The sequence below is a fragment of the Lactobacillus fornicalis genome (assembly GCF_055362665.1).
Window position 1 is genome coordinate 88,785 of the sequence record NZ_JBLTIM010000005.1, and the last position, 26,077, is coordinate 114,861.

A 26,077-nucleotide genomic window follows, 5' to 3' on the forward strand; every position below is an offset into this window, starting at 1 on the left:
AAAATTTAAATTTGTGCAGTCTAAGCTTTTAACTATCGTTTTACATCGATTCATATGATATAGTAAAAAATAGTTTGAAATAAGAGGGATTAAAGACATGAATCTAAAATCTGGTATTGCAAAACTTTCTGGAAAGTCATCACATTGGGTTTTACACAACATTTTTAAAGGTGGGACAAGTTTCCCGGGGAAACTTGCGATGAGAATCGACCCTAATATTTTAGCAAATCTTGCTAAAGATTATGAAACAATTATTGTAACTGGAACTAATGGAAAAACCATGACAACAGCTTTAATTGTTAATGCTTTAAAAGAAAAATATGGTGAAATTTTAACTAATCCATCTGGTTCTAATATGCAGCAAGGTATTGTTACAGCCTTTTTAAGTCATAAAGCAAAACGCCATGGCCGTAAATTAGCTGTTTTAGAAGTTGACGAAGCTAATGTTAAACGCGTAACTGAACTACTTCATCCTAAAGCGTATGTCTTAACTAATATTTTTCGTGACCAAATGGATCGCTATGGTGAAATTTATACTACATATGACAAGATCATTGATGGTATTAAATTAGCTCCTGATGCAGTGGTAATTGCAAATGGTGACGCAAGCATCTTTTCTTCAGTTGAACTACCAAATAAAAAAATCTTTTATGGATTTGAAACAAAGGCTGATGAAGCTCAAAACGACTTTAAGGCCAGTGTAAATACTGATGGAGTTCTATGTCCAAAATGTAATCATATCATCCATTATCATGCAATCAGTTATGCTAATTTAGGCGATTATTTCTGTCCTAATTGTGGATTTAAGCGTCCAAATCTTAGCTATAGGCTAAAAGAAATTACAGAAAGAACTCCTAATTCAATTAAATTCAGAATTGAAAATACTGAATTTGCAATTGGGATTGGTGGTACTTACAACATCTACAACGCACTAGCTGCATTCAGTGTAGCTCGTGAATTTGATGTTAGCGAAGCTGAAATTGCAAATGCCTTTGCCAAAAATAAACGAATTTTTGGGCGCCAAGAACTAATTTCTTATGCCGATAAAGAAATTAATTTAATCTTGGTTAAAAACCCTGTTGGATTAAATGAAGTATTAAGCCTGTTAAATACTGAAAAAAGCGACTATACTTTAGCCACACTACTTAATGCTCATCATGCTGACGGAATTGACACTAGCTGGATTTGGGACGCTGATTATGAAGGCTTAGATAAAAGTAAAGTTAAACAAGTTCTTGTTGGTGGTGAACGTCATCATGATATGGGATTCAGACTTGAAGTTGCTGGCTTTGATCCAGGAACTATGGAAGTTACTCCTGATGATAATACCTTGCTTACAAGAATTAAAGAAGCACCAACCAAAAAAGTTTATATCTTAGCTACTTATACAGCAATGCTAGCTTTACGTAGCACACTATATGATCAAAAGATTTTAAAAAATAAAATCAATTAAAAAATAAGTCATCACCTAGCGTGATGGCTTATTTATTTTCTGCTAAAAAGCTGTCTACAATTCTTTGGCGCATAGTTAAAAAGATTTGATTATGGCCAGTTGGATGAACACGATTAGTTAAAACAATCATTGCCGTTTGCTTTCGACGATCAATTAAAATAAAAGTTCCAGTAAAACCTGTATGAAAAATTAATGGATGTTGATCATTAGGATCAAATACTAAGTCCCACCCCCAAGAACGAGGATGAACTTTTTTTGAATTGGATTTAATTGCAAAAAGTTCACTTGTTAATTCTTGACTAAATGGCAAAAGATTATTTCTTCCCAAATAACCAAAAGTCAATTTTATTAAATCATCAATATTGGCAAATAATCCCGCTGAAGCGCAATGTTTACCCAACACTCGCGCTTTAGGATCATGTACAATACCCTGCAATAATTTTCCATCTACTACTGCCGTGGGAACACAATCTTCTACTGCCGGCTTAAAGGTAGTATGTTGTAAACCAGCTGGTTTAATGACTTCATCCATAATGATATCTTGAACATTCTTATGATAAATTTGTTCTAAAACTAATCCTAGTAAAATAAAATTAGTATCGGCATATCTCATTTTGGTTTCAAATTCATCAGTAACTGGCAAATTTTTTATTGCTTCTAATAAGTCACTAGCTGGCAATTGATCTCGATTTTCAATCCAGCCTCTAATGCCACTTATATGCGTTAATAAGTGAAATAGACGAACAGGCTGGTTTTGGAATTCAGGCAAAAAATCACCAAGTGGTTCATTGAAGTTTAATTTTCCCTCTTGATATAACTTCAAAAAGACGTTGGTTGTCCCCAAGACCTTTGTTAAACTAGCTAAATCATATTCTGCATAAGGACTTAATTGCTTAATACTAGGATAAATTTCACTAAAACCAATTGTTGATTTAAACACTTGATTATTTTTAATAAATGCATAATTGACACCTGGAACGATCCGTTCTGATACCATACTTTCAATTAAATATTGTGTTCGAAAGAAATCACTCATATACTATCACCTTTATTTAGAATACGTTGTTTTAGATTTTAAAACAACTTGACAGCATTATAAAATATGAGGATAATTAAGACTGTTGAAATTGCCCGTTGGTCAAATGGTTAAGACGTCGCCCTCTCAAGGCGGAGTTGCGAGTTCGATTCTCGTACGGGCGATTAACTGGGATATAGCCAAATTGGTAAGGCAGTGGATTCTGGTTCCATAATGTTTCGGTTCGAGCCCGAATATCCCAATCACTAGTGCTGTTGTGTCAGTCTTGTGAGAAGCTGACATGAGATAAGGGCAGCACTTTGTGCAATTATTGTACAGAAAACAGAAGCACAAGCTTCTGTTTTTTTTACAAAGAATTTATTTTTATAGTTAAAAAGGCGACCTTTTCTTAGGCCACCTTTTTTTAGCTGTTACTATCAAATTATTGTTATCTTAATGGCATCCATTGCCATCTTTGCCACAACAGTGGTATATCAGACCCACAACAGCTTCAGCAAGCATCCCTCCTGCCATCCAGGCCATTGCATACATCATCCATTTCATCATATGTGCCATATCTGTAAATGAAAGGTATGTATAAAAGGCGGTAATACCATAAACTACTACCCAGACAATTTTCCATAAAAGGCGAGCATTCAAAATGCTTGCGCTGTGAGTCATTTTATTTTCCATGAGTAATACTTCCTCTCTATACTCTATAATCAAATTATATGTATAAATTTGTATTAAAGAAAGCGATTACACGTTTTTTAATTTTTAAATTTTAGTTTACTTTTGTAAACAATTGCCAGTAACAAATCATAATCAAAATAGCAATAAAAGTCACAAAGATAAATGCTACTTCACATCCCTGTGCCATTAGGAATGCTTCACTTCCATGACTTGTGCTTTGTGAAAAAGAAATGATTGCTGCCAAGACACTTGTCCCAATTGAACCAGCAAATTGTTGTCCTGTTTGCATAATAGCAGTAGCATCTGCATGTAATTGTTTGGGTGAACTTTCAATACCTAATGTCAAAGTGTTATTAAATGCCATTCTCATTCCACAAGTAAGCAAACTATAAATTATACCTACTAGCCATGGATTTAATTTCATACCCAAAATCGCTAATAAAATTACCGCTATAAGCAAAAATGTTCCGCCTAAGTACAATGGTAACTTAGCACCCTTTTCATCATATAAATGGCCAAAATAAGGCGTCATTAAGGAAAAAATTACGCTACCAGGTAATAACATTAATCCCCCAGCTAAAGTTGAAGCTCCATTTACAATTTGAACATAATTAGGTAAGACAAAGCTAACTCCAATATTGATGAATTGAATTAAGAAAAAGGCCAACATTGCATATACAAAGGCCGCATCTTTAAAAATTGCCAGGTTTATCAAAGTCTTTTGACTATTTTTAGATAAATGAATAAACAGCCACATACTTAAAATAGCAAAAACTAAATATAGAAAAAATTGAAAGTTAAATCCACTACTTAAATGATTAATCATAAGTGTAAAATCAACCATAAACAAACTTATGACAATGTAACGCACCCAATCAAAACTAGGATGACTAACTTCATGATATTTCCCTATAACTCGTAATCCAATTAAAATCACAATAATTGCTAAAAGGCTTGAAATCGAAAAAATTACTCGCCAATTGAAATAATATGCAATTATTCCGCCAAAGCTTGGCCCTAAACTTGGTGCCATTGCTAAAACCAAGCCAGCTAAGCCCATATAAAAGCCGATTTCTTCTCGTGGCATTAATTCTGTTACCAAATTAAACATTAAAGGTGTCGCCAAGCCCGCACCACAGCTTGAAATAATCCGCCCTAAAAGCATAATTTCAAAATTACTACTAAATAAACACAATAAAGAACCAATTAAGAAGCTACCACTTGCAAATAAGAAAATAGCTCTCGCTGTAAAACGTTTATTTAAATATGAAGATGAAATCATTAAAATAGCAATTGCTAATAAATAACCAGTTGTCGTCCATTGAATTGTATCAAGACTAACTTTAAAGTCTTTCATCATTTCCGGAAAAGTTACATTTAAACTTGTTTCCGTTAATATCCCTAAAAAAGCTAAGACGGCCACCATCAAAATTGCAGTCATATTTTTTCTCTGTGTGTTCACAAAATACCCCTTTTCCAATAAAAAAGAGTAGAAGCATAGCTCCTACTCAAAGTAATATAGCATTACCGACTCAGATAAAAATTATTCTAACAAATTATAGACGCTTAGTTAAGTCATCATGTAATTCTTCGTAACCTGGCTTGTTAAGCAAACCAAACATGTTACGCTTGTATTCTTCAACACCAGGTTGGTTGAATGGGTTAATACCATTGAGGTAACCTGAAATACCAACAGCTAATTCAAAGAAGTAAATAAGGTAACCTAAAGTTAATTCCTTTTGATCTGGAATGTTAACAGTCATAACTGGTACGCCACCGTCAGTGTGTGCTAAAACAACACCTTCATATGCACGGTCATTTACGTAATTCATGGTCTTGCCAGCTAAAAAGTTAAGTTGATCAAGGTTTTCCTTGTCGCTAGGAATTTCAACGTCAAAACGTGGATTTTCAACTCTAACAACAGTTTCCATCAAGTTACGACGACCTTCTTGGATATATTGACCAAGTGAGTGCAAATCAGTTGAAAAGTTAGCACTTGATGGATAAATGCCCTTTTGATCCTTACCTTCAGATTCACCCATTAATTGCTTCCACCATTCACCAAACATTCTCAAAGTTGGCTCATAGTTTTCAAGTAATTCAGTGGTGTAACCTTTTCTGTATAAAATGTTACGAAGAGCTGCATATTGGTATGGTGAATCCTTGGTTACATCAGTATCAGTGTAATCTTCACGAGCCTTAGCAGCACCTTCCATTAACTTATCAATATCACCACCAGCAACAGCGATTGGTAATAAACCAACAGCACTTAAAACGCTGAAACGTCCACCTAAGTCATCAGGCACAACAAATTCCTCATAGCCTTCAGCATCTGCTTCAGTCTTAAGAGCACCCTTAGCACGGTCAGTAGTTGCATAAATTCGCTTGTTTGCTTCTTCTTTACCGTACTTTTCAATCAACTTAGCCTTTAAAATTCTAAATGCGATTGATGGTTCAGTAGTAGTACCAGACTTAGAAATAACATTAATACTAAAGTCCTTATCTCCTACCCAATTAATCAAATCAGCAAGGTATGAACCAGAAATAGAATTACCACAAAATACTACTGTTGGATAACCATTGTCTTCTTTGCCATAGAATGCACTGTTCAAAAATTCAATAGCAGCTTGAGCACCAAGGTATGAACCACCGATACCAATTCCAATTAAAACTTCAGAATCTGATTGAATTTTCTTAGCTGCCTTTTTAATGCGAGCAAATTCGTCCTTGTCATAATTAACTGGCAAATCAAGCCCACCTCTAAAGTCGTTACCTGCGCCAGTACCTTGACGAAGTTCTGAATCTGCGGCATTAACCATAGCTTGCATTTCTTTTAATTCATTGTCGTGAACAAAAGGAGCCAACTTACTTGAATCAAAATGAACTAAACTCATATATCGTAACTTCCTTTTTATAAAATTTTACTAACACTTCTATTTTAGCAATCTTAATATGTGAAAACTACTACAAAGTTTTTGAATGCGCAACTTTTTTTATAAAAATATATGCTAAATATCCTAAAATAGCTCCAATAGTATTAAAAAAGACATCATCAATATCACTTACACCAGTATTTAAACCAAATTGCATAGTTTCAATAAAAAGTGACAAACACATTCCAGCTATTGCTGTTTGCAAAAAGCAGGTTCTTTTTTTAATTAAATTTGGAAATAAAAGTCCAAAAGGCATAAAGCATAAAATATTACCAAAGCAATTATAAATAAAATCAAATAACGTTACACCCTGAGTTAATTTCCAGGTTTCCTTTAAGAAAATCAAATTAATATCGCTCAGTGGACGATTCCAGTTAAAGGCTAATTGCCAAGGAAAATAGCTTTCACGAAAAGTTGTTGTTGCTAATAAAAACATCACATAAAAAGTAAATATCCAAACTAAGCTTTCTGAGAAGTGACTACGTCTTTTTCTAACTAACAAAAGCCACAGCAAACGTAAAAATGCAAAAATCAAAAAATAAAAGATTGATTTATCTAAACTAATCATGACAAGTTTTACTAGGGCAAAATGGTTGATATTTTTAGCCAAATGTTTTGCTAAAAAGCTGTATAACGGTCCTAAAAAAATCATCATTCATTAGTCCTTTCCTCTTTATTATTACCATTATACATATAAACACTCTGTCTAATTATTAAGAAAGTTACAAAAGATTGTCGAATCATGCGGAAACCTTTAAAATATTACCTATTAAGGAGTATCTATCGTGAGAAAAATTCAAGAGTTTAATTTCACCTGGATTCAAAAAAGAACTGGCTTTTTAGCCCTTCTAACAATCCTATATACAATTAAATACATCTTCGCTGGCTATGTTGACTTCAACTTAGGGTTAAGTGACCCTTACCAGCATTTTATAATGTGGACCAGTCCAATCGCCACTAGCATATTATTGTTAAGCTTAGCTTTATACATTAAAAAGCCTCTTGCTTCCTACATAACAATGTTAGTAATCGACTTTATTAATACGGCTTTGCTTTTTGCCAATATTATCTACTATCGACAGTTTACTGACTTTTTGACAATCAAGACAATTGCCAATACTAGCAAAGTTTCTCAAGGACTTGGAAAGAGCGCCGTTTCTTTGCTTCATTTTGATGATATTTTTATTTGGTTAGACTTGATAATTATTATTCTGTTATTAATTTTCAAAATCATCAAAATTGATCAAAAGAAATATAGTTTTTCTAACTCTTTTGCAGTTACTAGTTTTGCCTGCTTTTTATTAGGACTTAACTTCTTCTTATCAGAAACTAGTCGCCCTCGTCTTTTGAGAAATACATTCGACCGGGTATATGTCGTAAAATATTTGGGCATCACTAGTTATACCGCTTATGATGCTGTTAAATCTTTACAATCTGGTACTAATTCCAAAACAGCTAATGCAGAAGAATTAAATAAGATTTTAGCCTTTACTAAGAAAAATTATGCCAGCCCTAATATTCAATATTTTGGTAAGGCAAAGGGTAAAAATGTTATTATTATTCACCTTGAAAGCTTTCAGCAGTTTTTAATTAATCTGAAAGTTAATGGTAAAGAAGTAACGCCATTCTTAAATTCACTTTATAAAGATAAAAATACTCTTTCATATGAGAATTTTTACAATCAAGTTGGTTTAGGGCGGACAAGTGATGCTGAAAACATGCTTGAAACTGGAACTTACGGGATTTCTGATGGATCGTTATTTACTAGCCTAGGATCTAATAACACCTTCCAAGCTGCTCCACAGATTTTAAGGCAATCTGGATATACGTCTGCTGTTTTCCATGGAAATATTGCTACTTTCTGGAATAGAAATGATGTATACAAAAATATGGGCTATAATTATTTCTTCTACAAAAATTACTATTCCAGCAATAAAGAAGACTCAAGTGGTTATGGTATCAAGGATAAACTTTTATTTGCAGAAAGTATTAAGTACTTAGAACAGATGCAGCAGCCATTCTACACTAAGTTCATTACTGTAACTAATCATATTCCGTTTGATTTAGATGATGAAGATAAAGACCCAGACTTTAAGACAACAAATACCAGTGATGCAACTGTTAATGGCTATTTCTTAACTGCTCACTATCTTGATTCTGCATTAAAAGAATTTTTTGATTATTTAAAGAAATCCGGTCTTTATAAAAACTCAATGATTGTCATCTACGGCGATCACTATGGCTTATCTAGTTCTGACTATAATGCTATTTCTAGCGTCTTAGGTAAAACAAGTGATTGGACAAGCTATGATACAGCTCAATTCCAAACAGTTCCATTTATGATTCATATGGATGGCTTAAAAGGCGGGATAAAGAAAGAATATGCAGGTGAGATTGATGTTTTACCTACAATTCTTCACTTGCTTGGCGTAAATACCAAAGACTATATTCAGTTTGGTACAGATATGTTAAGCAAAGAGCATAAACAAATTGTCGTTTTTCGAAATGGAACAATTGTCACTCCAAAATATACAATTATTAATGGTAAGGCAACAAGTGGTAATGTCTATGATACAAAAACAGGTAAATTAATCAAAACATTTACTAATACACAAAAGAAAGAATTACGAAAATTAGTAAAATACGAAAGTGAAAGTTTACATTATTCCGATACCTTGAATAATCGAGATTTGCTTCGTTTTTACACTCCAAAAGGCTTTATCCCAGTCACTCCAACACAATTTAATTACATAACTGAATTTCAACAAATGATTAAGTTAAGAGAGCAATTAGGGAAAGCTTCTACTTCACTATATAGTCAGCACAAAGGAACAACAACTAATCTCTATCAAACTGATGCGCCAGAACTTAAAGGACGCACCACTGAGATTACTACTGTCCCAGAAAGTATTTCTGGTTCTGCTAGTTCAAGTAGTTCAAGCTCAACAAGTTCCAGTAATCAGTCTTCTTCAAGTAGTAAATAAATAAAAGTGGTCAAGTACATTAAACGTACTTGACCACTTTTTAGTTATAAACTATTTTTTCTCAAAATATTGTCCCTTATTAACTTCAAAATACTTTTTGAAACGACCAATATAGTTATGGAACATATACTTCATCAACAGCATTCTCATAAATGAACGATCATGTTCATAAAATACTGTAGTGCCATATTTACCAGCTTCAATCAAACTAGTTGCCTCATGCTTAGCTTCATTATCAACTGCATATTCTGTAAAAATCTTCTTAGGAACACCTAACCATAATACGTGGTCATTGTTGTTCTTATTTGCATAAACAGTTTCACGATTAGCTAAGTCATCTTCAACATAATCATCAATATACCATCTAGCTAAATTGCAATTATTCATAGTTACATAAAAACTTGAACGGCCTTGACGCAAGTTTATTTCAAAGAATTTAAACTTACCATCACGTTCATCATATTTAATATCAAAATTAGCCATACCAGTGTAATTAATCTTCTCAAGGAAGCTTTGCACTTGATCATATAAATCTTGATTAAATTCTGGCAAAATCGCCATATAGTTACCAATAGATTGAGGAGTTGGATCCTCAAGTAAAGGATGTCCCAAACACATCATTTTTACTTTATGATTCTTATCAACATATGCATTAAGAACACGCATATGTGAGTCATCACCGGGAATAAAATCTTGCAAAATCAAATCTGCTTTGTAGCCATGAGTATAAATCTTAGTCACAATGTCCTTTAATTCTGCTTCTGATTTCAAAGTAAAAGTCTTCTTACGACCTTCAAATTGGCAATCAAGCCAGGAAACTGGATCTTCAGGCTTCAATTCAACAGGATAATTAAATGGAATTGTCAAATAATTACCAGCCTTATATTCATCCATTGTAATAATCTTGGTACCTGGATAAGGAAGCCCATATTTTTCAGCATATTCATAAAAGCCTTCCTTAGAAATCAACTTCTTCAAAAGGTCATATTCAATATAAGGTACAATGAAAGCTTCTGAAAGTTCAGCCTTATGCTTGGCCAAAAGTTCAGCATACCCATCACCACAAGCAATTAAAATAACCGGTTCTTCATGATTTTTATATTCTTCAATTTTCTTCTTCATGACATTCATGAATTCAGGATCTTCACTAAAACCGGGATATATTTTAACATCGACAATCTTAGAATACTTGGTAGCAGCTAATGGACTACCTGCCCAAGCTTCAACTTTAATTCCATAGGCTTCATGAAATGAGCGAGCCATTCCGTATACATTAATATCACTACCAAGTAAAATTGGCGTAAATTTCTTTGTCATTATCTAAATACTTCCTTTTGTCAAAATTATCACCAAATAGGTAATAACATACCTAATTATTTTAAAACAGTGCAATGTATATGTGAACAGTTGAACAGCGTTTTTAAAGAATATTTATGTAACAAAAATCCCCAGTTTGGAGAAATAACCAAAACTGAGGATTTTAATTAAAAGTGTGAAAGAAATTAATCTTCCTTACGCTTCTTAACTAAACCTAATGCTGCTAGGCCTAATGCAAGAATTCCTAAACCTACTTCACTTGCAACAGATTCATGAGAACCAGTTTGTGGTAAACGATCAGCATTAGTGCCGAGCTTTACTGTGTTTTTCTTAACAGTTGGTTTTGCAGGAGATTCTTTTCCATCAAGCTTTTGAAGCGCTGCATTCAATTTAGCAAGTGCTGCATCAACATCAGCTTGAGTAGCATTTTTATCAGCTAAAACTGCTTCTGCTTTAGCTAATGTTTCATCGTATGCCTTCTTGTTGACAGCACTACCATTTGTATAAGCTACTGAAGTGTGAATTTGATCTTTCTTAGCCATTTCTTTCTTCAAATTATCTTTATTAACTGAAGCAGAAGTAACTGGAGTTTCAGTAGGCTTTTCAACAATAGTTTGGGCAGGTATGAGTTCCTTTTGTGTTCCATCTTCAAAGGTAATGATTGTTCTACCATTATCCTTAACTTCGACATCAGAAATGTGCTTATCGCTATTTGATTTCTTGATATTTTCAGCTACTTGATTCTTTTCGCAGTCTGTTAACTTATCTGGGTCCGAAACTTCTACCTTGTCAAATACATTTAAACTTTGTTCTGCTTGGGTATCATCGAATCTTAAAGCTTCTCCTGAAGTATGGTCTGGATACGTGATTGTTTCACTTCTATCTAATTCCTTTTGAGTTCCATCTTCGAATGTCACAATTGTTCGACCATTATCCTTAACTTCTACATCGGCAATATGCTTGTCGCTATTAGCATTCTTGATATTTTCAGCTACTTGGTTCTTTTCGCTATCTGTTAACTTATCTGGGTCTTGAACTTTTACTTTGTCGAATGCATTTAAACTTTGGTCTGCTTGAGCATCATCAAAGGTTAAGGCTTCACCTGAAGTGTGGTCTGGGTAGGTGATGGTTTCACTTCTATCCAATTCCTTTTGTGTTCCATCTTCGAAGGTCACAATTGTTTGACCATTGTCCTTAACTTCTACATCAGAAATGTGCTTGTCGCTATTTGCCTTCCTGATGTTTTCAGCTACTTGGTTCTTTTCACTGTCTGTTAAGTTATCTGGATCACTGACTGAAACTTTATCGAAGTTGTTCAAACTTTGGTCTGCTTGAGCATCATTAAATGTCAAAGCTTCACCTGAAGTGTGGTCTGGATAAGTGATGGTTTCACTTCTATCCAATTCCTTTTGTGTTCCATCTTCAAATGTCACAATTGTCCGACCGTTATCCTTAACTTCTACATCAGAAATGTGCTTATCGCTATTTGCATTCTTGATGTTTTCAGCTACTTGAGTCTTTTCGCTGTCTGTTAAGTTATCTGGGTCATTAACTGGAACTTTATCGAAGTTGTTCAAACTTTGGTCTGCTTGAGCATCATTAAATGTCAAAGCTTCACCTGAAGTGTGGTCTGAATAAGTGATGGTTTCACTTCTATCCAATTCCTTTTGTGTGCCATCTTCAAATGTCACAATTGTCCGACCGTTATCCTTAACTTCTACGTTTGCAATGTGCTTATCGCTATTTGATTTCTTGATGTTTTCAGCTACTTGAGTCTTTTCGCTGTCTGTTAAGTTATCTGGGTCATTAACTGGAACTTTATCGAAGTTGTTCAAACTTTGGTCTGCTTGAGCATCATCAAAGGTTAAAGCTTCACCTGATGTATGGTCTGGATAAGTGATGGTTTCACTTCTATCCAATTCTTTTTGAGTTCCATCTTCAAAGGTAATGATTGTTCTACCATTATCCTTAACATCAACACTTGCAATGTGTTTATCACTATTTGCATTCTTGATGTTTGAAACCACTTGTTGCTTTTCATTGTCTGTTAATTTATCTGGATCTTGGACCGGAGTCTTGCTAAAGCTATTAAGTTCTGCGTCTGCATCCCCAGTATTAGTTAGTGGATCAACCATTGCAGTGTCTTTAACATTTTCTTCACCTTTGATAACAGTATGTGACCCATCTCCGTATGTTACTGTGGCATTTCCTTGATCATCTACATTAATATCAGTTGCAGATGGATTATCTTTTTGGACTTGAGCTTTAATTGCTTGTTGTTCATCTTTGCTAAAGCTGTCTGGATTATGAATTTCAGTCTTAGTTTCAGGAGCCTTAGTATCACGAGCCTGACTATTGTTAATTGCATCAAGTGCAGCATCTAAAGCCTTTTTAGCATTATCAACTGACTCTTGACTAGCATTTTCATCTGCATCAATATCCTTAGCATTCTTTAATGCAGTCTCTAAGTCTGATTTTTGCTTATCACTTGCCATTTGGTAAGTATCTAAGTCCTTAATTGCATCAGCTACAGTAATTGAACCTTCAAGCTCAGACTTATCAGTAGCCTTGCCATCTAATGCACGAGCAGCATCATTAAGTTTTTGAGTTGCATCGTCAATTTCAGCTTGAGTTGCGGTGTCTTTTTCTTGGCCATTTAAGATTGAATCAGCCTTAGCTAAGGCATCATTAAAGGCTTGCTTCTTGTCAGCACTAGCATTGAAGTAACTTGAAGAATTCTTAAGTCCTTGTGCTGCTTCATCAGAGGTTTGTAAAGCAGTCTTATCAACATCAGTAACAGTGTCAGAAGCGTCAAGGCTCGCCTTTGAACCATCATTGAAGAGAATTGTAGCATTACCCTCTGTATCAACATCAACAATCTTAACATTTGAGTTAGCAGAAGTAATTGCACTCTTAACAGCACTAATTTCATCATCAATCAAAGCTGTCTTGTGAGCTGCTGGAACTGGAGTCTTAGCTGGCATCTTAACATTAGAAGCATCTGTTTTACCACTAAAGGCCTCAAAAGCTTGATCAAGCTTAGCTTTAGCTGCATCAACATTAGTTTGAGTTGCACTTGGATCAGCATCTTGTCCTTCAGCTTCAGATAATGCTTCACTCAAAGCTTCACGTTGTGCATCACTTGCATTATTGTAAACATCTGTGTTTTGCAAATCCTTTGCAAGAGCAATCGATTCTTCAAGTGGTTTCTTATTAGTTGCTTTACCATCAAGATTAGAAATCGCTTGTTCAAGAGCAGACTTAGCATTATCAACGTCAGTTTGACTAGCGGTGTCCTTCTTATTGCCAGTTAAGATTGCTTCGGCATCTGCTAATGCCTTATCAAAAGCAGTCTTCTTATCATCGCTTGCATTGAAGTATGATGAAGTGTCTTTTGCACTATCAGCTAAATCTTTTTGAGTTTGCAATTCAGACTTGTCGACATCCTTGATAGTTTCATTAGCAGTGTAAGTCTTCTTAGAACCATCGTTGAAGATGACATTTGCTTCAGCTGTTAAAGGATCAACAGTAACAGACTTAACTTGGCCATCATTTGCCTCCCTAATTGCTTGTTCAATTGCAGCTTCTTCTTCAGAAGTTAAAGCATTCTTATGAGCTGCTGGAACTGGAGTCTTAGCTGGATTATGAGCTTTACTTGCATCGTTATCTCCACTAATTGCGCTTAAAGCAGCATTAAGGGCTTGTTGAGCTTTATTAACATCAGCTTGAGTAGCATTTGGATCTTGATCTTGCTTGTTAGCTTCAGTTAATGCCTTATCAAATGCCTTTCATCACTTGCATTATTGTAAGTGTCACCAGCATCCTTGAATCCATTAGCTAAATCAATTGAACTTTCAAGGTCTGTCTTATCAGTCTTTTGACCAGTTAAGGCTTGCTTAGCATTGGCAATATTTGCTCTTGCAGCATCAACTTCATCCTTGGTTGCTGTTGGATTATCAAGAACTGCTTGACCATCAGCAATTGCGTCATTATATGCCTTTTGAGCATCGTCACTTGCGTTGTAGTATGCTGATGTCTTTTCAACAGAAGGCTTTTCGTTGACATCGTTTTGCAAGCCGCTCTTGTCAACGTCAGTCACTGTCTTGTCTGAGCCAATTACACCCTTTGATCCATCCTTGAAAGTTACAGTTGCGTTACCAGTGTCATCGACTGAAACAGTAAATTCTGCATCAGGAGTCTTGGCCTTGATTGCGTCAGTAACATTGTCCTTAACTGATTGCTTTTCAGTATTAGTTAAAGCAGACTTATTACCAACTTGAGTCTTTTCAACAGTAACATCAAGCTTGTCAGCCGCACTCTTGGCAGAATCTGCTAAAGCTGCTTTGGCATTGTTAATTGCTTCTGTTGCATCATCAATTGCCTTTTGAGTTGAAGTTGGGTTGTCAAATACTTTTCGACCTGCTTCTACCGCTTGCTTGTAGTTGTTTTGAGTTTCAGTTGAAGCGTTAGTAAAGTCACTTCCACCTTCAACCGTTGGAGCTTCATCAATTGCTGATTTAAGTTTGCTCTTATCAGTATCAGTAACTGTTTCTGATGCCGAAACAGTAGCCTTTGAACCATCCTTAAATGTAACTGTTGCGCTACCATCATTGTTTACATCAACTGTTACATTTTCGCCAGGGTTCTTAGCATCAATTGCACTCTTAACATTACTTTGGACTTGACTCTTTTCATCGTCAGTCAAGTTCGTCTTATCACCAACAGGAGTCTTAGTAATGTCAGTAATTACCTTACCTTTGGCAGCATTAATTGACTTAGTTACTTTATCAAGAGCTGTGTTGATTGCACTTGCTGCATCATCAATTTGCTTTTGGCTTGAACCCGCATTATCAAAGACACTTTGACCATCTTGTACTGCCTTCTTCAATTCTTCTTGTGCAGTTGTTGAAGCGTTAGTAAAGTCACTACCCTTAATTGCCGCATTACCGTTATCGAGTGCTGTCTTCAAAACAGTCTTGTTAGTGTCTTGCGTAGTTGCACTTGCTGGAATAGTTACTTTTCCACCATTAGCCAAAGTTACTGTGGCACTACCATCGCTGTTTACTTCAACTCCCTTATTGCCAGGGTTAGCGTCGTTAACCGCCTTTTCAATTTCATTCTTTTCATCATCATTTATATCACGGCCGCGGCCAACAGGGGTCTTAACACTAGGGTTATTAGCAGATGCTGAATTAATGCTTGTTTGAAGAGCGCTAATTGCCTTCTTCAAGTTGGCATCTGAAGTATCAACATCAGCTTGTGAGAACTTACCTGCTTCTTTTTCTTTTGCGTCAGCTAATGCTTTTTCAAAGTTAGAACGAGCTTCATCACTAGCCTTTTGGTAGTTAGTAGTATCAGCCTGCAACTTATCAGCAGTAGCGATATCTTGACGTAATTCATCCTTGTTAACGTCCTTGATTGTTTGATCAGGAGTCAAAGTAACACTTGATCCATCTATCAAGACAATAGTTGCACTTCCATCTGCGTTAACTGTGCTCTTAGACTTGTCAATGTTATCGTTCTTAGCTGCAATCTTATCTAAGATAGCTTGCTTTTCTGCTTCACTTACATTGCTTGGATCAACAACTGGCGTCTTGTCAAAGCTGAAGTCAAAGTTAAGTCTTGCATTAGTTGAACTTAAAACTAATCCTTTAACTGCATCTTGAATTGCCTTAGTTGCAGCATCAATTTGTTCTTGAGTAGCTGTAGTATTTTGGTTAACTTCTTTACCCTTGGCAATTGCATCATCATATACTTTTCTAGCTTCATCACTAGCACGTTGGTAAATTTGAATTGGAGTCTTGTCTTCAGAATCTTGCAATGTGACAGTTTGGGTATTCTTAACTGCACTTTCATTGTTCAATTCCTTAACCAAGCTACTCTTGTCAGTACCCTTCAATGTATATTCAGGTGCAATTGTAGCATTGGAACCGTCGTTAAAGGTTACAGTAGCAGTTCCCTTATCGTCTACAGAAACTGTAGTGTCAGGGTTACCCTTTTCAACTGCCTTCTTGACAGCTGCTTGTTCATCACTTGTTAAAGCATCCTTATTACCAACAGCAGTCTTATCAATATTGGTATTTACCTTACTTTGGGCAGCATTTGCGGAATCTTCCATTGCCTTCTTGGCATTTTCAATTGCGTCAGCTGCATCATCAATCGCCTTTTGACTAGCCTTATCATTATCAAAGACTGTTTGTCCAGCACTAACTGCTTTATCGTAAGCTTCTTTAGTAGCAGTTGATGCCTTATCGTGAATTGCCTTAGTTGCATCTGTCTTAGAATCATCTAAGTCATTCTTCAAACGAGTCTTATTAGTATCTGTTGTGGTCTTTGAAGCTGGAATTGTCGCCTTTGAACCATCGTTAAATTCGACAGTTACTTCTCCACTCTTAGGATCAACAGTTACACTCTTAACATCATTATCCTTGTTGGCATCTTCTACAGCTTTCTTAATAGAATCTTGTTCTTCGCTAGTTAAGTTAGTCTTATCACCTACTGGAGTAGCCTTGACATTACTATTAACTTTGCTTTGAGCGGCATTGGCAGAAGTAGTTAAAGCTTGCTTTGCCTTGTCAATGTTATCTCTTGCAGTATTAACTTCTACTTGAGTAGCATTGGCATTATTCAAAACATCTTGGCCAGCCTTGATTGCATCTTCGTAAGTCTTACGTGCATCATCACTTGCGTTCTTGTAGTCATCACTTTGACGAACATTATCTGCATCGCTTACGCGACTTTGAAGCTCTTGCTTGTTAGTTGCTTGTCCATCAAGCTTGCCATACGCATCATCAATTGCCTTTTTAGCTGCTTGGTAATCGGCTAAAGTAGCATTTTCACTTGCTAAAGTACTTTCTGCATCAGTTAAAGCCTTATCGTAGTTAGCTTTTGGAGTTTGGGTAGCATTGTAGTACTTGGGGTCAGTAGTCTTGCCTGCTAGACCAGTGTCATGAGCAGTTTGAAGAGCTGCTTTAGCCTTCAATCTTTCTTCACCATTCAAGGCAGCTTTATCAGTGGCTTCTTGATTAATTAAAGCAGTAACTTGATCACTATTTAAATCATCCCCAGTTGGAGCAACAGTTGCACTTACCTTATCACTAGTAGTGTCATATACACTCTTCAATGCTGGGTCAGCGTAGTTGTAATTATCAGTTGCCTTAGTATCAGAAACTGTAGCAGCAACAGTCTTTAATTGCCCCATCTTATCGTTCAAATCACTATTAGTGCTTTGAGCGGTAGTCAATTCAGCTGGACTAGTTGCGTCACTAATCCGCTTTTGAGCAGTAGCTTTTTGAGCATTGTTCAAGTTTGGATAGTTTGCATCAAAGTCATCTAATGCTTTTTGCTTATCAGCATCAAACTTAGTTTGACCATTCAAAGCTTTAGCCGCATTATCAAGTTCTGTTTGAGCTTCTTGAACTGCTTGGGCATCAGTAGTTACAACACCTGTGCTTGAGCCATTTTCTTTATCAAGCAATGTCTTCACTTTATCAAGAGCATCAGTGTATGCTTTTTGCTTATCTTCATCTGCATTAGTGTACTTAAGTGAAGCCTTGATTTGGTCAGCCTTAGTGTAATTTTCATCAGCTGCCAAAGTCCCCATATTAGTGTTGGTATTCTTAGCAGCATTAACAGCAGCTGTTACATCAGCAACTGTTTTAGCATTTGCGACAGCTTTCTTAGCAGTTTGCATTTGAGCGTTGTTTAAATTAGTCAAGCCTGATAAATCAGTAGCTGCATTAGTCTTTGCTTCACTAAGCTTAGTAGTGCCGTTTAAAGCACTAGCTGCATCATCAAGGTTCTTCTTAAGAGTTGCAACGTGAGCAGAATCAGCACTTGCACCAACACTTTCACCAGTTGACTTAGCTAATACATCATCAGCTGCTTTCTTAGCTGCATCATAAGCATCCTTCAATGTTTGATCAGCATTTAAGTATGGATCTGCTGTAGTATCTAAGTTTAGGTTAGTATCGTCATGCAATGACTTCATATTGTCATCAGTTGATTTGGCATTAGTCTCTGCAATTGTTACATCATCAATAGACTGAGCATTTTCTACTGCACTAATTGCTGAAGCTTTTTGTGCATTGTTAATATTTTGTAAGTCGCCAATTGCTGCTTTGGCATTATTTTTAGCAGCTGTTAAGTTATTGTCGCCATTGAGTGCTGCATATGCATCATCAACTTTTTGCTTAGCTGTTTTAACTGCATCTGGGTCAGTAGTTACATTCCCCGTTGAAGTACCTTTTGACTTATCAAGTAAATCTTGAGCTGCTTGTACTGCATCATTGTATGCTTTTTGCTTATCAGAATCAGCATTCTTGTAGTTGCTGCTTTGCTTGATGCTATCGGCATTAGCATAGTTTTTATCATCTGCTAAGTCACCCATGTTAGTGTTGGTATTCTTAGCAGCGTTAACAGCAGCAGTTACATCAGCAACTGTTTTAGCATTATCAACTGCATCTTGAGCAGTCTTTCTTTGAGCATCATTAAGCTTAGTCAAACCTGACAAATCAGTTGCTGCATTGTTTTTAGCATCACTAAGTTTCTTAGCACCGTTTAGTGCACTAGCCGCATTATCTAATGCATCCTTAATATCTTGAACATGCTTAGGATCTTCACTTGCACCAACGCTTTGACCAGTTGATTTAACTAAAATTGCATCTGCAGCCTTCTTGGCATTATCATATGCAGTCTTCAAATCTGAATCAGCATTTAAGTATGGATCCTTGGTAGTGTCAACGTTTAAATTGTCGTCGTCACTCAATGACTTCATGTTATTGTCAGTTGTTTGAGCATTATTTTGTGCAGTAGTAACGTCGGCAACAGTTTGAGCAACAGAAACTGCATTTTTAGCAGCTGTCTTTTGTGCATCATTCAAGTTTTGCATGTTGTCAATTGCAGTGTTGGCATTAGTTTTAGCATTAGTCAAGCCATCGAGATTTGCAATAGCTTGGTCTAACGCTGCCTTTGCTTGATCCACTTCAGATTGAGTAGCATTTTGCTTGTTATTAACTGTTTCAGCATCTGCTAAAGCTTGATCTAATGCTGACTTCTTATCAGAACTTGATTGGTCATAAGTGCCATTACTTTTTGCTGTATTAGCATTAGCAATTGAAGTTTGTAAATCAGCTTTATTAGTTTCTTTGCCATCTAAATTGCCCTTAGCAGTTTCAATAGCCTTAGTTGCATCATCAACTTGCTGTTGAGTTGCATTAGGATCTGCCAAAACTGCCTTACCTGCAGTAATTGCTTCATCATACGCATTTTGCTTAGTACTGTCAGCATTGTAGTAGGCTGCGGTACCTTGAGTTGTAGGTTGAGCATCAACGGCCTTTTGCAAAGCATCTTTTGAAATAGTAATTACATTTAAAGTTACTGGTACAGAAATGTCAGAAGTGCCTGTTGTCCAAGAATTTGCACTACCATTTACAGTTGCTACTAAATTACCTTGTTGCTTACCAACAGTACCGGTTGATGGTGCTGAATTATACCAAGACCACTTAGTTACTGAACTACTTACTTCATCATAGTTACTTACATATTTCTTAGCAAAAGCTGCAGCGTCAGAAATATTGGTATCTTTTTGAATATCAGTAGATACTGCATTAGGACGTTTGTAAACTGTAATAGTGACATATTTAGTATTACCATATTGGGTACTAAATGAAGTTACAGCTAAAAAGCCACTCGTTCCAGTTGAGTCATTATTTACAGTTACATTATCGTTTTGTAATGCATATGCTTGGTCATTTGTTCCCTTAGCAGTATATGCAAAGAAGTTAAACTTCAATCCACTACTTGGAATTGTTACTCCACTTAAGGATTTACCAGCAATGACCGTACCACTACCCAATTTCGTTGTACCTCTGACAGCAAATCCAGTAGTATCACTTGATGAGAATGTATATGGCTTACCATCTGCAGTAACAATGTTTACAGGGATAGAAACAACATAGTAATCGTTATCACTTAAATTAGATTGCTTGGATCCGTACACTCCTTCAGCACTTCCTGCATCTTTGTTAGTGATAAGTGCGTCAGATGGCATGTTTAGAGCTGCATTATCTAAAGCACCTTTAGCATCATCGACTTGTTGTTGAGTTGCATTAGGATCAGCTAAAATATCCTTACCATTTTGTAATGCTTTATCAAATACTGCTTGAACATCTTTGCTTGAAGAGTCATATGCAGTTTTTGTTAAGCCTGGGTATGTATCAACAGCTTTTTGTAAAGCTGATTTATCTACATTTTGAGACAGTAATGCTTTAGTGTTAATAATTTTTGCAGTTGCATCATCTACATCCGTTTGATATGCCAAATCATTACTTAAAACTGATTTACCGGCCTCTACAGCATCATCGTATGCTTTTTGCTTTTCAGCGCTAGCTTTCTTGTATGCATCTGATTCATGAGTAGCTTCCTGATCATCAACTGCAGCTTTTAACTTAGAGAAGTCTACATTAGTAATAACTTCCTTATCAGCCATTAACATTTGTTGAATATAGTCTTCATCAGAAGTGTAATTACTATCTTGAGTCAATCCCGCCTTAACTAAGCTGTTTGAAGTTGTCCCATCTTTAGGATCAAGCTCATTATTAACAATTGCATTAGAATAACCAGTTACAGTTTGCAACATCTTAGTAATATTGTTGACTAAATTACCTCCACCACCATAAGCAACATTTGGTGTGTAATCAACATATTTGGTAAAACTTGCTTCATTATCATATGACTTAGAATCTTTAACAACAGAATAATAAATTCTATTGGAACGATTCATTGAAGCATAGTCCATACCTAATAAACTATTAGCTGATGTTTTCAAAACCAATCCTAAAGTAGAATTATAGCCCGTATTACCATCATATTGGAACATATAGCTTCGATCTACACCATTTGCTAATTGCCAATTAGTCAAGTCCATGTAGGTTAATACTTGCTTATTACCGGTATTTTGTTGAACAAATGGTGATGAGTTAGACAAACCAAACATATATTGGAAATTAGTTACTTTTGAAACATTCCAATTTTTAAAATTATCACCAGTTGTATACATCAGATTTTTACTAGTCTGAGAGCCGGTTCTACCAGTATCTACTAAGTGATAAATTCCAGGAGCATCCCAGAAAGTGCCAGACATATCCGTAACATTTGAAGTATTCCATTTGGATACATCAAGACCGCTTAAAGATAAGGTTCCTCTAAACATATTTTGAATACTCGTTACATTACTAGTATTCCATCCTGATACATCAAGTGATTTAAGAGCAAAATCATTTTGGAACATCCCTGCCATTTTGGTTACATTACCAGTATTCCAACTGGAAACATCAAGATTAGTAAGGCTTTCATTACCATAAAACATGGCAGTCATATCTTTGACTTGCGAAGTATTCCAGGTACTAACATTTAAAGTTTTTAGATTGGTTAAGCCAGAAAACATAAATGTCGTATCAGTTAAGCCAGTCGTGTCAAGACTTGATGCATCAATTGCTGTTACCCACGTATTAGTTTTGCTAGTATCCATCTGAATAGCAATCTGACCATTTGACTTTTTAACAACACTATATGGTGAAAATGCTCCAACCCATATTCCCTTGGATGTATCGTAAGTCAATTCCTTAGCAACTGTATCAGCACTTAATTTTTTATAATCACCGATTGTTAAAGCAATCTTGCCTAAACTTGAACCATCAGTATTTCTTGAAAAGACAATAGTATGAGTATTATGGTTGTTAGCAATTTGACGAATTGCATCCCATGTAATTGATACACGAGTTGCCGCATTTAACTTACCTGCCACTTTAAAGTCATAGGCATTCGGAATGACAACAGTTGAGTCATTACCCATATATTTGGTAATAACAATACCTGTCTTATCAGTTGTGGTATACCAATTAAATTTCTTAGCATCTACATTGTTGATATCAATGTTTGTTTGATTAGTTGTATTTGAATTAGTTGCTGGAACTGCATCATTACTTGCTCGATCTTCTTGAGCCACATTTTCGCTAGTCAACTCATTAGTACTCTTATTTGTAGTTGATGAGTTGCTACTTTCATTGTTTGCTGAACTTGTGGCATTTTGACTAGTAGATGAACTAGACACAACTTCAATAGTTTCACTACTATTCAAGGTTTTAACAGTTTGACCATCACTTAACGTTACATGTGCAGTACCGTCATTATCTACAATCACTGATTTTACATCGGAATTAACAGCTTTAATTGCTGAAATTACAGCTGCTTTTTCACTATCAGTTAAGTTGTTAGCATCAGCTACTTGAGTTTTCGCAGGTGACACTAAAGTCTGATTAGAAGTTGAACTCGAAGAACTTTCTTGAGAACTAGTTGAACTACTTGCTGTTGAATCAGCTTGAGAACTAGTTGCCGAACTTGAAGTTGAACTCTCTGTTGAGCTTTGACCATTAGTTTCCGCTGCGTGAGTTATTGCTGTATTGGTCCCCAAATATAAAGTTGTAGAAAGTAGTACAGATGCTAATCCTAGCGTGGTTTTACGCAAAGAAAAGTGCTGCCTACCATTAGCATGTTTTAAATCATATTGTTTTCTATTTTTTTTAGAAAGCATAACAATTTCCCCCGTTACAAATCTCCAACTAAAATATACATAACTCAAATAAAACCGGTTATGCATCTTGGCACATCGGTTTAAATCAGTTATTTATCCTAATTTGCCTAAAGTGTATAAGAAATCGGTATCATTAGTCAAAGGATAAACGTTAAAATAATTTAGCAGGGGTGTTACCCCCCCCGATTTGTAATAAAAATCGTTATTTAATTTACTATGGAAAAGCTTGTTATTTAGCTATTAGTTATTAAAGCAATTTATCAATTTCATAAAATTTATAAGAATGTGTTATTTATGCAACAAAGTAAAATAATAAGAGATTTTCGTTTATTATAAACAATAGTTTAATGTTTTATTTTATACTTTGTGAAAATTATTAAGAATTGGTAAAGGTATTTACCCAAAATAAAAACAGGAGTTATTTATCAAAACTCCTGTTTTATTTAAGTGCTATTATAAATGGTTATAAATTAACACTTTAAGTAACTATAGCTTCTCTTATCAGTCTTCTTTACTAAATTCTTCAAAACCTTTATCAAAGAAAGTAACTGAAAAAGTCGAACCAACGCCTGGTGTAGAATCTACTGAAATTTTACCACCATGTTGTTTAATTAAAGATAGAACAATTGCTAATCCTAAACCAGATTCACCTTTTCCACCTAGTTTGGCTCTAGAGGGATCTGCTTTATAGAATCGTTCAAAAATATACTTAGTTTGGTCTTCACTCATCCCAATACCAGTATCATTAACAAAAATTTCTGTCCCATGCTTTAATCGCTTAGCACTAACTGTAATTACACCATTTTGGGTAAATTTAATGGCATTTTGAACTAGGTTAACCATAATGTGGGTAAACCGATCATGATCTGCATAGACTGGTAACTTTTCTGGAATCTCAAGCTTAATAACATCATTTTCTTTTTCAGCATTAGTTTTAAGTTGAGTCTTTAAATCATTCAATGGTACTGCTGCATCAAAGTTTGTCTTAATCAAACTAATCTGATTATTTCTAATCTTTTCGTAGTCTAAATTTTCATTTACTAGTCTAATCAAGCGGTTAGTTTCACGATGCATTAATTGATAAGACTTCGGTTTCGAATCTTCAGGAATTGCATCATACTCTAACCCTTCCAAAATACCATTAATAGTCGTTAATGGCGTTCTCATTTCATGAGCAGCATCAGCCATAAATTGATCACGTCTGCGTTCTTGCGCCTTGACTGCTTCAGCTGATTTCTTTAAAGCCTTAACCATTGAGTTAAAATCACTAGCCAAATCATCTATTTCATCATGGTCTTGATGATTAATTTGTACATTTAAATCTCCTGCAGCAACCTTCTTAGTTGCTTTGGATAAGCGCTTTATCTTAACTAAGCTATAGTAAGAAATCAAATAACTCAAAATCAGACTAACAATTAGTGTAACAACAAATGCACTAATTAAATTTCGCTTAGCCAAGTTTACTGGTTGTTCGACATTTTTTACACGTGCCCCAATCCATACAGCACCAACCATCTTACTGCCATTAAACCAAGGGATAATCACACTAGTATAGGCATCTTTACTTGAAAAGTAAGTTTCCTTCTGATCATGATCATTCTTTATTCGAACTTCATTGCCTGATTTTAAAGTGTTCCAAATATTTTTTGGTAATTTAACCTTCGGTCCCATTTTAGGATAAAGTTGTTTATTTTTACCATTAAATACACGAATCTGTAAATCATCAGACTGCATTACTATTTGTAATTTAGTTAAAAAATGACTATCTATTAAGTCATTACTACTTGAATTATTTAAACCATCAGGACCTTGTTCTGTCGCCAATTCTCCTAAAGAACTAGCATAACCTTCAAGACGCTGATAAGTATTTTGATACGCCTGATTAGAGGCAAAATTTATTACGGAAAAACCAACAATTGCTGTTGAGGTCAAAATAATGGCCAAAAAAGCAAGCATGTGTTGATAAATTAACTTCATTTGTTCACCTGTGAGTCATCAAATTTATAACCGACTCCCCAAACGGTTTGAATAATCTGTGGCCCAACTTCTTCTAACTTTTGACGCAACTTTTTGATATGTGCATCAACAGTTCTTTCTTCTCCATAATATTCATAGCCCCATACTAGCTCAAGCAGTTTATCTCTTGAAAAAACTTGCTTAGGCTTTTGAGCCATTGTATAAAGTAAGTCAAATTCCTTTGGTGTTAATCCATCGATTTGTTTATCTAAGAAATAAACTTCACGACGAATCTTAGAAATTTTCAAAGTATTAGTTACAATATCGAAATCGCCCTTAGCTTTTCTATCCTCATCATTATTTTCTAAAGCAGCTCTCCGATGTAATGCCTTAATTCTAGCAATTAAGGCAATAGGACTAAAAGGCTTGGTAACGTAATTATCAGCCCCGATTTCTAATCCTAACACTTGATCTGACTCACTATCGCGAGCTGTAAGCATAATAATAGGAACGCTTTCAGAAATAGCTCTAACTTCCTTAGCAACCTGAATACCGTCTTTTTTGGGTAAATTTAAGTCAAGCGTAATCATATCATAATAATCTGGACGCTCCTTAAACTTATCCACTGCTTCAAGACCATCACGGGCAATATCAACGTTCCATTGTTCCTTTTTAAAGAACAATTCCATCATTTCGGCAACCGATGAATCATCTTCCACCATTAAAATATTTAATTCCATTATAAATCCCTAAATCCTTTAACTTTTTGGCGTTTAACTTCATCTGGCTTTACATAATCATGTGGTAATTCATGTCTCTTTTGCAAAAATTTTTGTAGACTTTTTTCAGTTAGTGCAAAAGGAATGATAATAAAAATCACAAAAGTTAACAGCCAAACTAAAAAATATTTATCTCCGCCTAAGAAATGTATTGCTAGTCCAAGTAAAAACTGCACTAAACCAACAAGAAAATTATACCTAGCTCCCATTTTTTGCGCAAATTGGAAGCTATCTTTATTAGTTTGGGCTAAATATGAAAGATAGCCATATAAGCGATCTGGGCGCTTGGCCGGAACTAAAAACCAAAGCAAACCGACAATCATCATAATTAAACCACAAGCAACATAGATCATAC

At 35.3% G+C, this 26,077-nt stretch carries 13 protein-coding genes, 2 tRNA genes and 1 pseudogene; 4 read left to right on the forward strand and 12 right to left on the reverse strand.

Annotation, left to right across the window (positions count from 1 at the left end; genetic code table 11):
• Nucleotides 1–97 precede the first annotated feature (97 nt).
• On the forward strand, nt 98–1,453 hold the full coding sequence (locus ACNDLV_RS01530; protein ID WP_006586514.1) for a Mur ligase family protein: 1,356 nt from the start codon (nt 98–100) through the stop codon (nt 1,451–1,453).
• Nucleotides 1,454–1,481: 28 nt separating this feature from the next.
• Here ACNDLV_RS01530 and ACNDLV_RS01535 read toward each other — a convergent pair whose 3' ends face one another.
• A complete protein-coding gene (locus ACNDLV_RS01535; protein WP_006586513.1) occupies nt 1,482–2,489 on the reverse strand; it encodes a serine hydrolase domain-containing protein in 1,008 nt (335 codons plus the stop codon).
• 92 nt (nt 2,490–2,581) lie between these two features.
• On the opposite strand from ACNDLV_RS01535, the gene ACNDLV_RS01540 reads away from it, so the two are divergent.
• Nucleotides 2,582–2,653, forward strand: a tRNA-Glu gene (locus ACNDLV_RS01540).
• A 5-nt stretch (nt 2,654–2,658) separates the two neighbouring features.
• A tRNA-Gln gene (locus tag ACNDLV_RS01545) sits at nt 2,659–2,731 on the forward strand.
• A 190-nt stretch (nt 2,732–2,921) separates the two neighbouring features.
• Here the strand turns inward: ACNDLV_RS01545 and ACNDLV_RS01550 are convergent.
• The 4 genes from ACNDLV_RS01550 to ACNDLV_RS01565 all read right to left on the reverse strand — a co-directional run bounded on the left by ACNDLV_RS01550 (nt 2,922) and on the right by ACNDLV_RS01565 (nt 6,746).
• Nucleotides 2,922–3,161: a hypothetical protein gene (locus ACNDLV_RS01550; protein ID WP_006586512.1), complete on the reverse strand. Its 240-nt coding sequence runs from the start codon at nt 3,159–3,161 to the stop codon at nt 2,922–2,924.
• Between the two features lie 91 nt (nt 3,162–3,252).
• Entirely contained in the window at nt 3,253–4,623 is a 1,371-nt protein-coding gene (locus ACNDLV_RS01555) for an MFS transporter (protein ID WP_006586511.1), read from the reverse strand.
• Nucleotides 4,624–4,717: 94 nt separating this feature from the next.
• The gene (locus tag ACNDLV_RS01560) at nt 4,718–6,055 is read right to left on the reverse strand and encodes a glucose-6-phosphate isomerase (protein ID WP_006587171.1); all 1,338 of its coding nucleotides are present in this window, start codon (nt 6,053–6,055) and stop codon (nt 4,718–4,720) included.
• Nucleotides 6,056–6,125: 70 nt separating this feature from the next.
• Entirely contained in the window at nt 6,126–6,746 is a 621-nt protein-coding gene (locus tag ACNDLV_RS01565) for a VanZ family protein (protein WP_006587170.1), read from the reverse strand.
• Nucleotides 6,747–6,879: 133 nt separating this feature from the next.
• Between ACNDLV_RS01565 and ACNDLV_RS01570 the strand changes: the two genes are divergently transcribed.
• Nucleotides 6,880–9,078 (forward strand): LTA synthase family protein, encoded by a 2,199-nt coding sequence (locus ACNDLV_RS01570; RefSeq protein WP_006586508.1) that lies wholly within the window; start codon nt 6,880–6,882, stop codon nt 9,076–9,078.
• A gap of 51 nt (nt 9,079–9,129) precedes the next feature.
• Here the strand turns inward: ACNDLV_RS01570 and ACNDLV_RS01575 are convergent, their stop codons facing one another.
• The 7 genes and pseudogenes from ACNDLV_RS01575 to ACNDLV_RS01605 form a co-directional block, all read right to left on the reverse strand.
• The gene (locus tag ACNDLV_RS01575) at nt 9,130–10,395 is read right to left on the reverse strand and encodes a carboxylate--amine ligase (protein ID WP_006586507.1); all 1,266 of its coding nucleotides are present in this window, start codon (nt 10,393–10,395) and stop codon (nt 9,130–9,132) included.
• Nucleotides 10,396–10,580: 185 nt separating this feature from the next.
• Nucleotides 10,581–13,823: a MiiA motif-containing surface protein gene (locus ACNDLV_RS01580; protein WP_498882919.1), complete on the reverse strand. Its 3,243-nt coding sequence runs from the start codon at nt 13,821–13,823 to the stop codon at nt 10,581–10,583.
• 75 nt (nt 13,824–13,898) lie between these two features.
• Nucleotides 13,899–14,072: pseudogene (locus ACNDLV_RS01585) on the reverse strand (hypothetical protein); the annotation flags it as partial.
• An 89-nt stretch (nt 14,073–14,161) separates the two neighbouring features.
• Nucleotides 14,162–22,987 (reverse strand): BspA family leucine-rich repeat surface protein, encoded by an 8,826-nt coding sequence (locus ACNDLV_RS01590; RefSeq protein WP_006587167.1) that lies wholly within the window; start codon nt 22,985–22,987, stop codon nt 14,162–14,164.
• A gap of 501 nt (nt 22,988–23,488) precedes the next feature.
• Nucleotides 23,489–24,964 carry an ATP-binding protein gene (locus tag ACNDLV_RS01595; protein WP_006587166.1) on the reverse strand — a complete coding sequence of 492 codons (1,476 nt, stop codon included), beginning with the start codon at nt 24,962–24,964 and terminating at the stop codon, nt 23,489–23,491.
• Nucleotides 24,961–25,683, reverse strand: coding sequence for a response regulator transcription factor (locus tag ACNDLV_RS01600; protein ID WP_006586498.1), 723 nt, complete (start codon nt 25,681–25,683; stop codon nt 24,961–24,963). The genes ACNDLV_RS01595 and ACNDLV_RS01600 overlap by 4 nt, the downstream gene beginning before the upstream one ends.
• Complete coding sequence (locus ACNDLV_RS01605; RefSeq protein ID WP_006586497.1) at nt 25,683–26,075, reverse strand: SdpI family protein; 393 nt, start codon at nt 26,073–26,075, stop codon at nt 25,683–25,685. The genes ACNDLV_RS01600 and ACNDLV_RS01605 overlap by 1 nt, the downstream gene beginning before the upstream one ends.
• Nucleotides 26,076–26,077 lie beyond the last annotated feature (2 nt).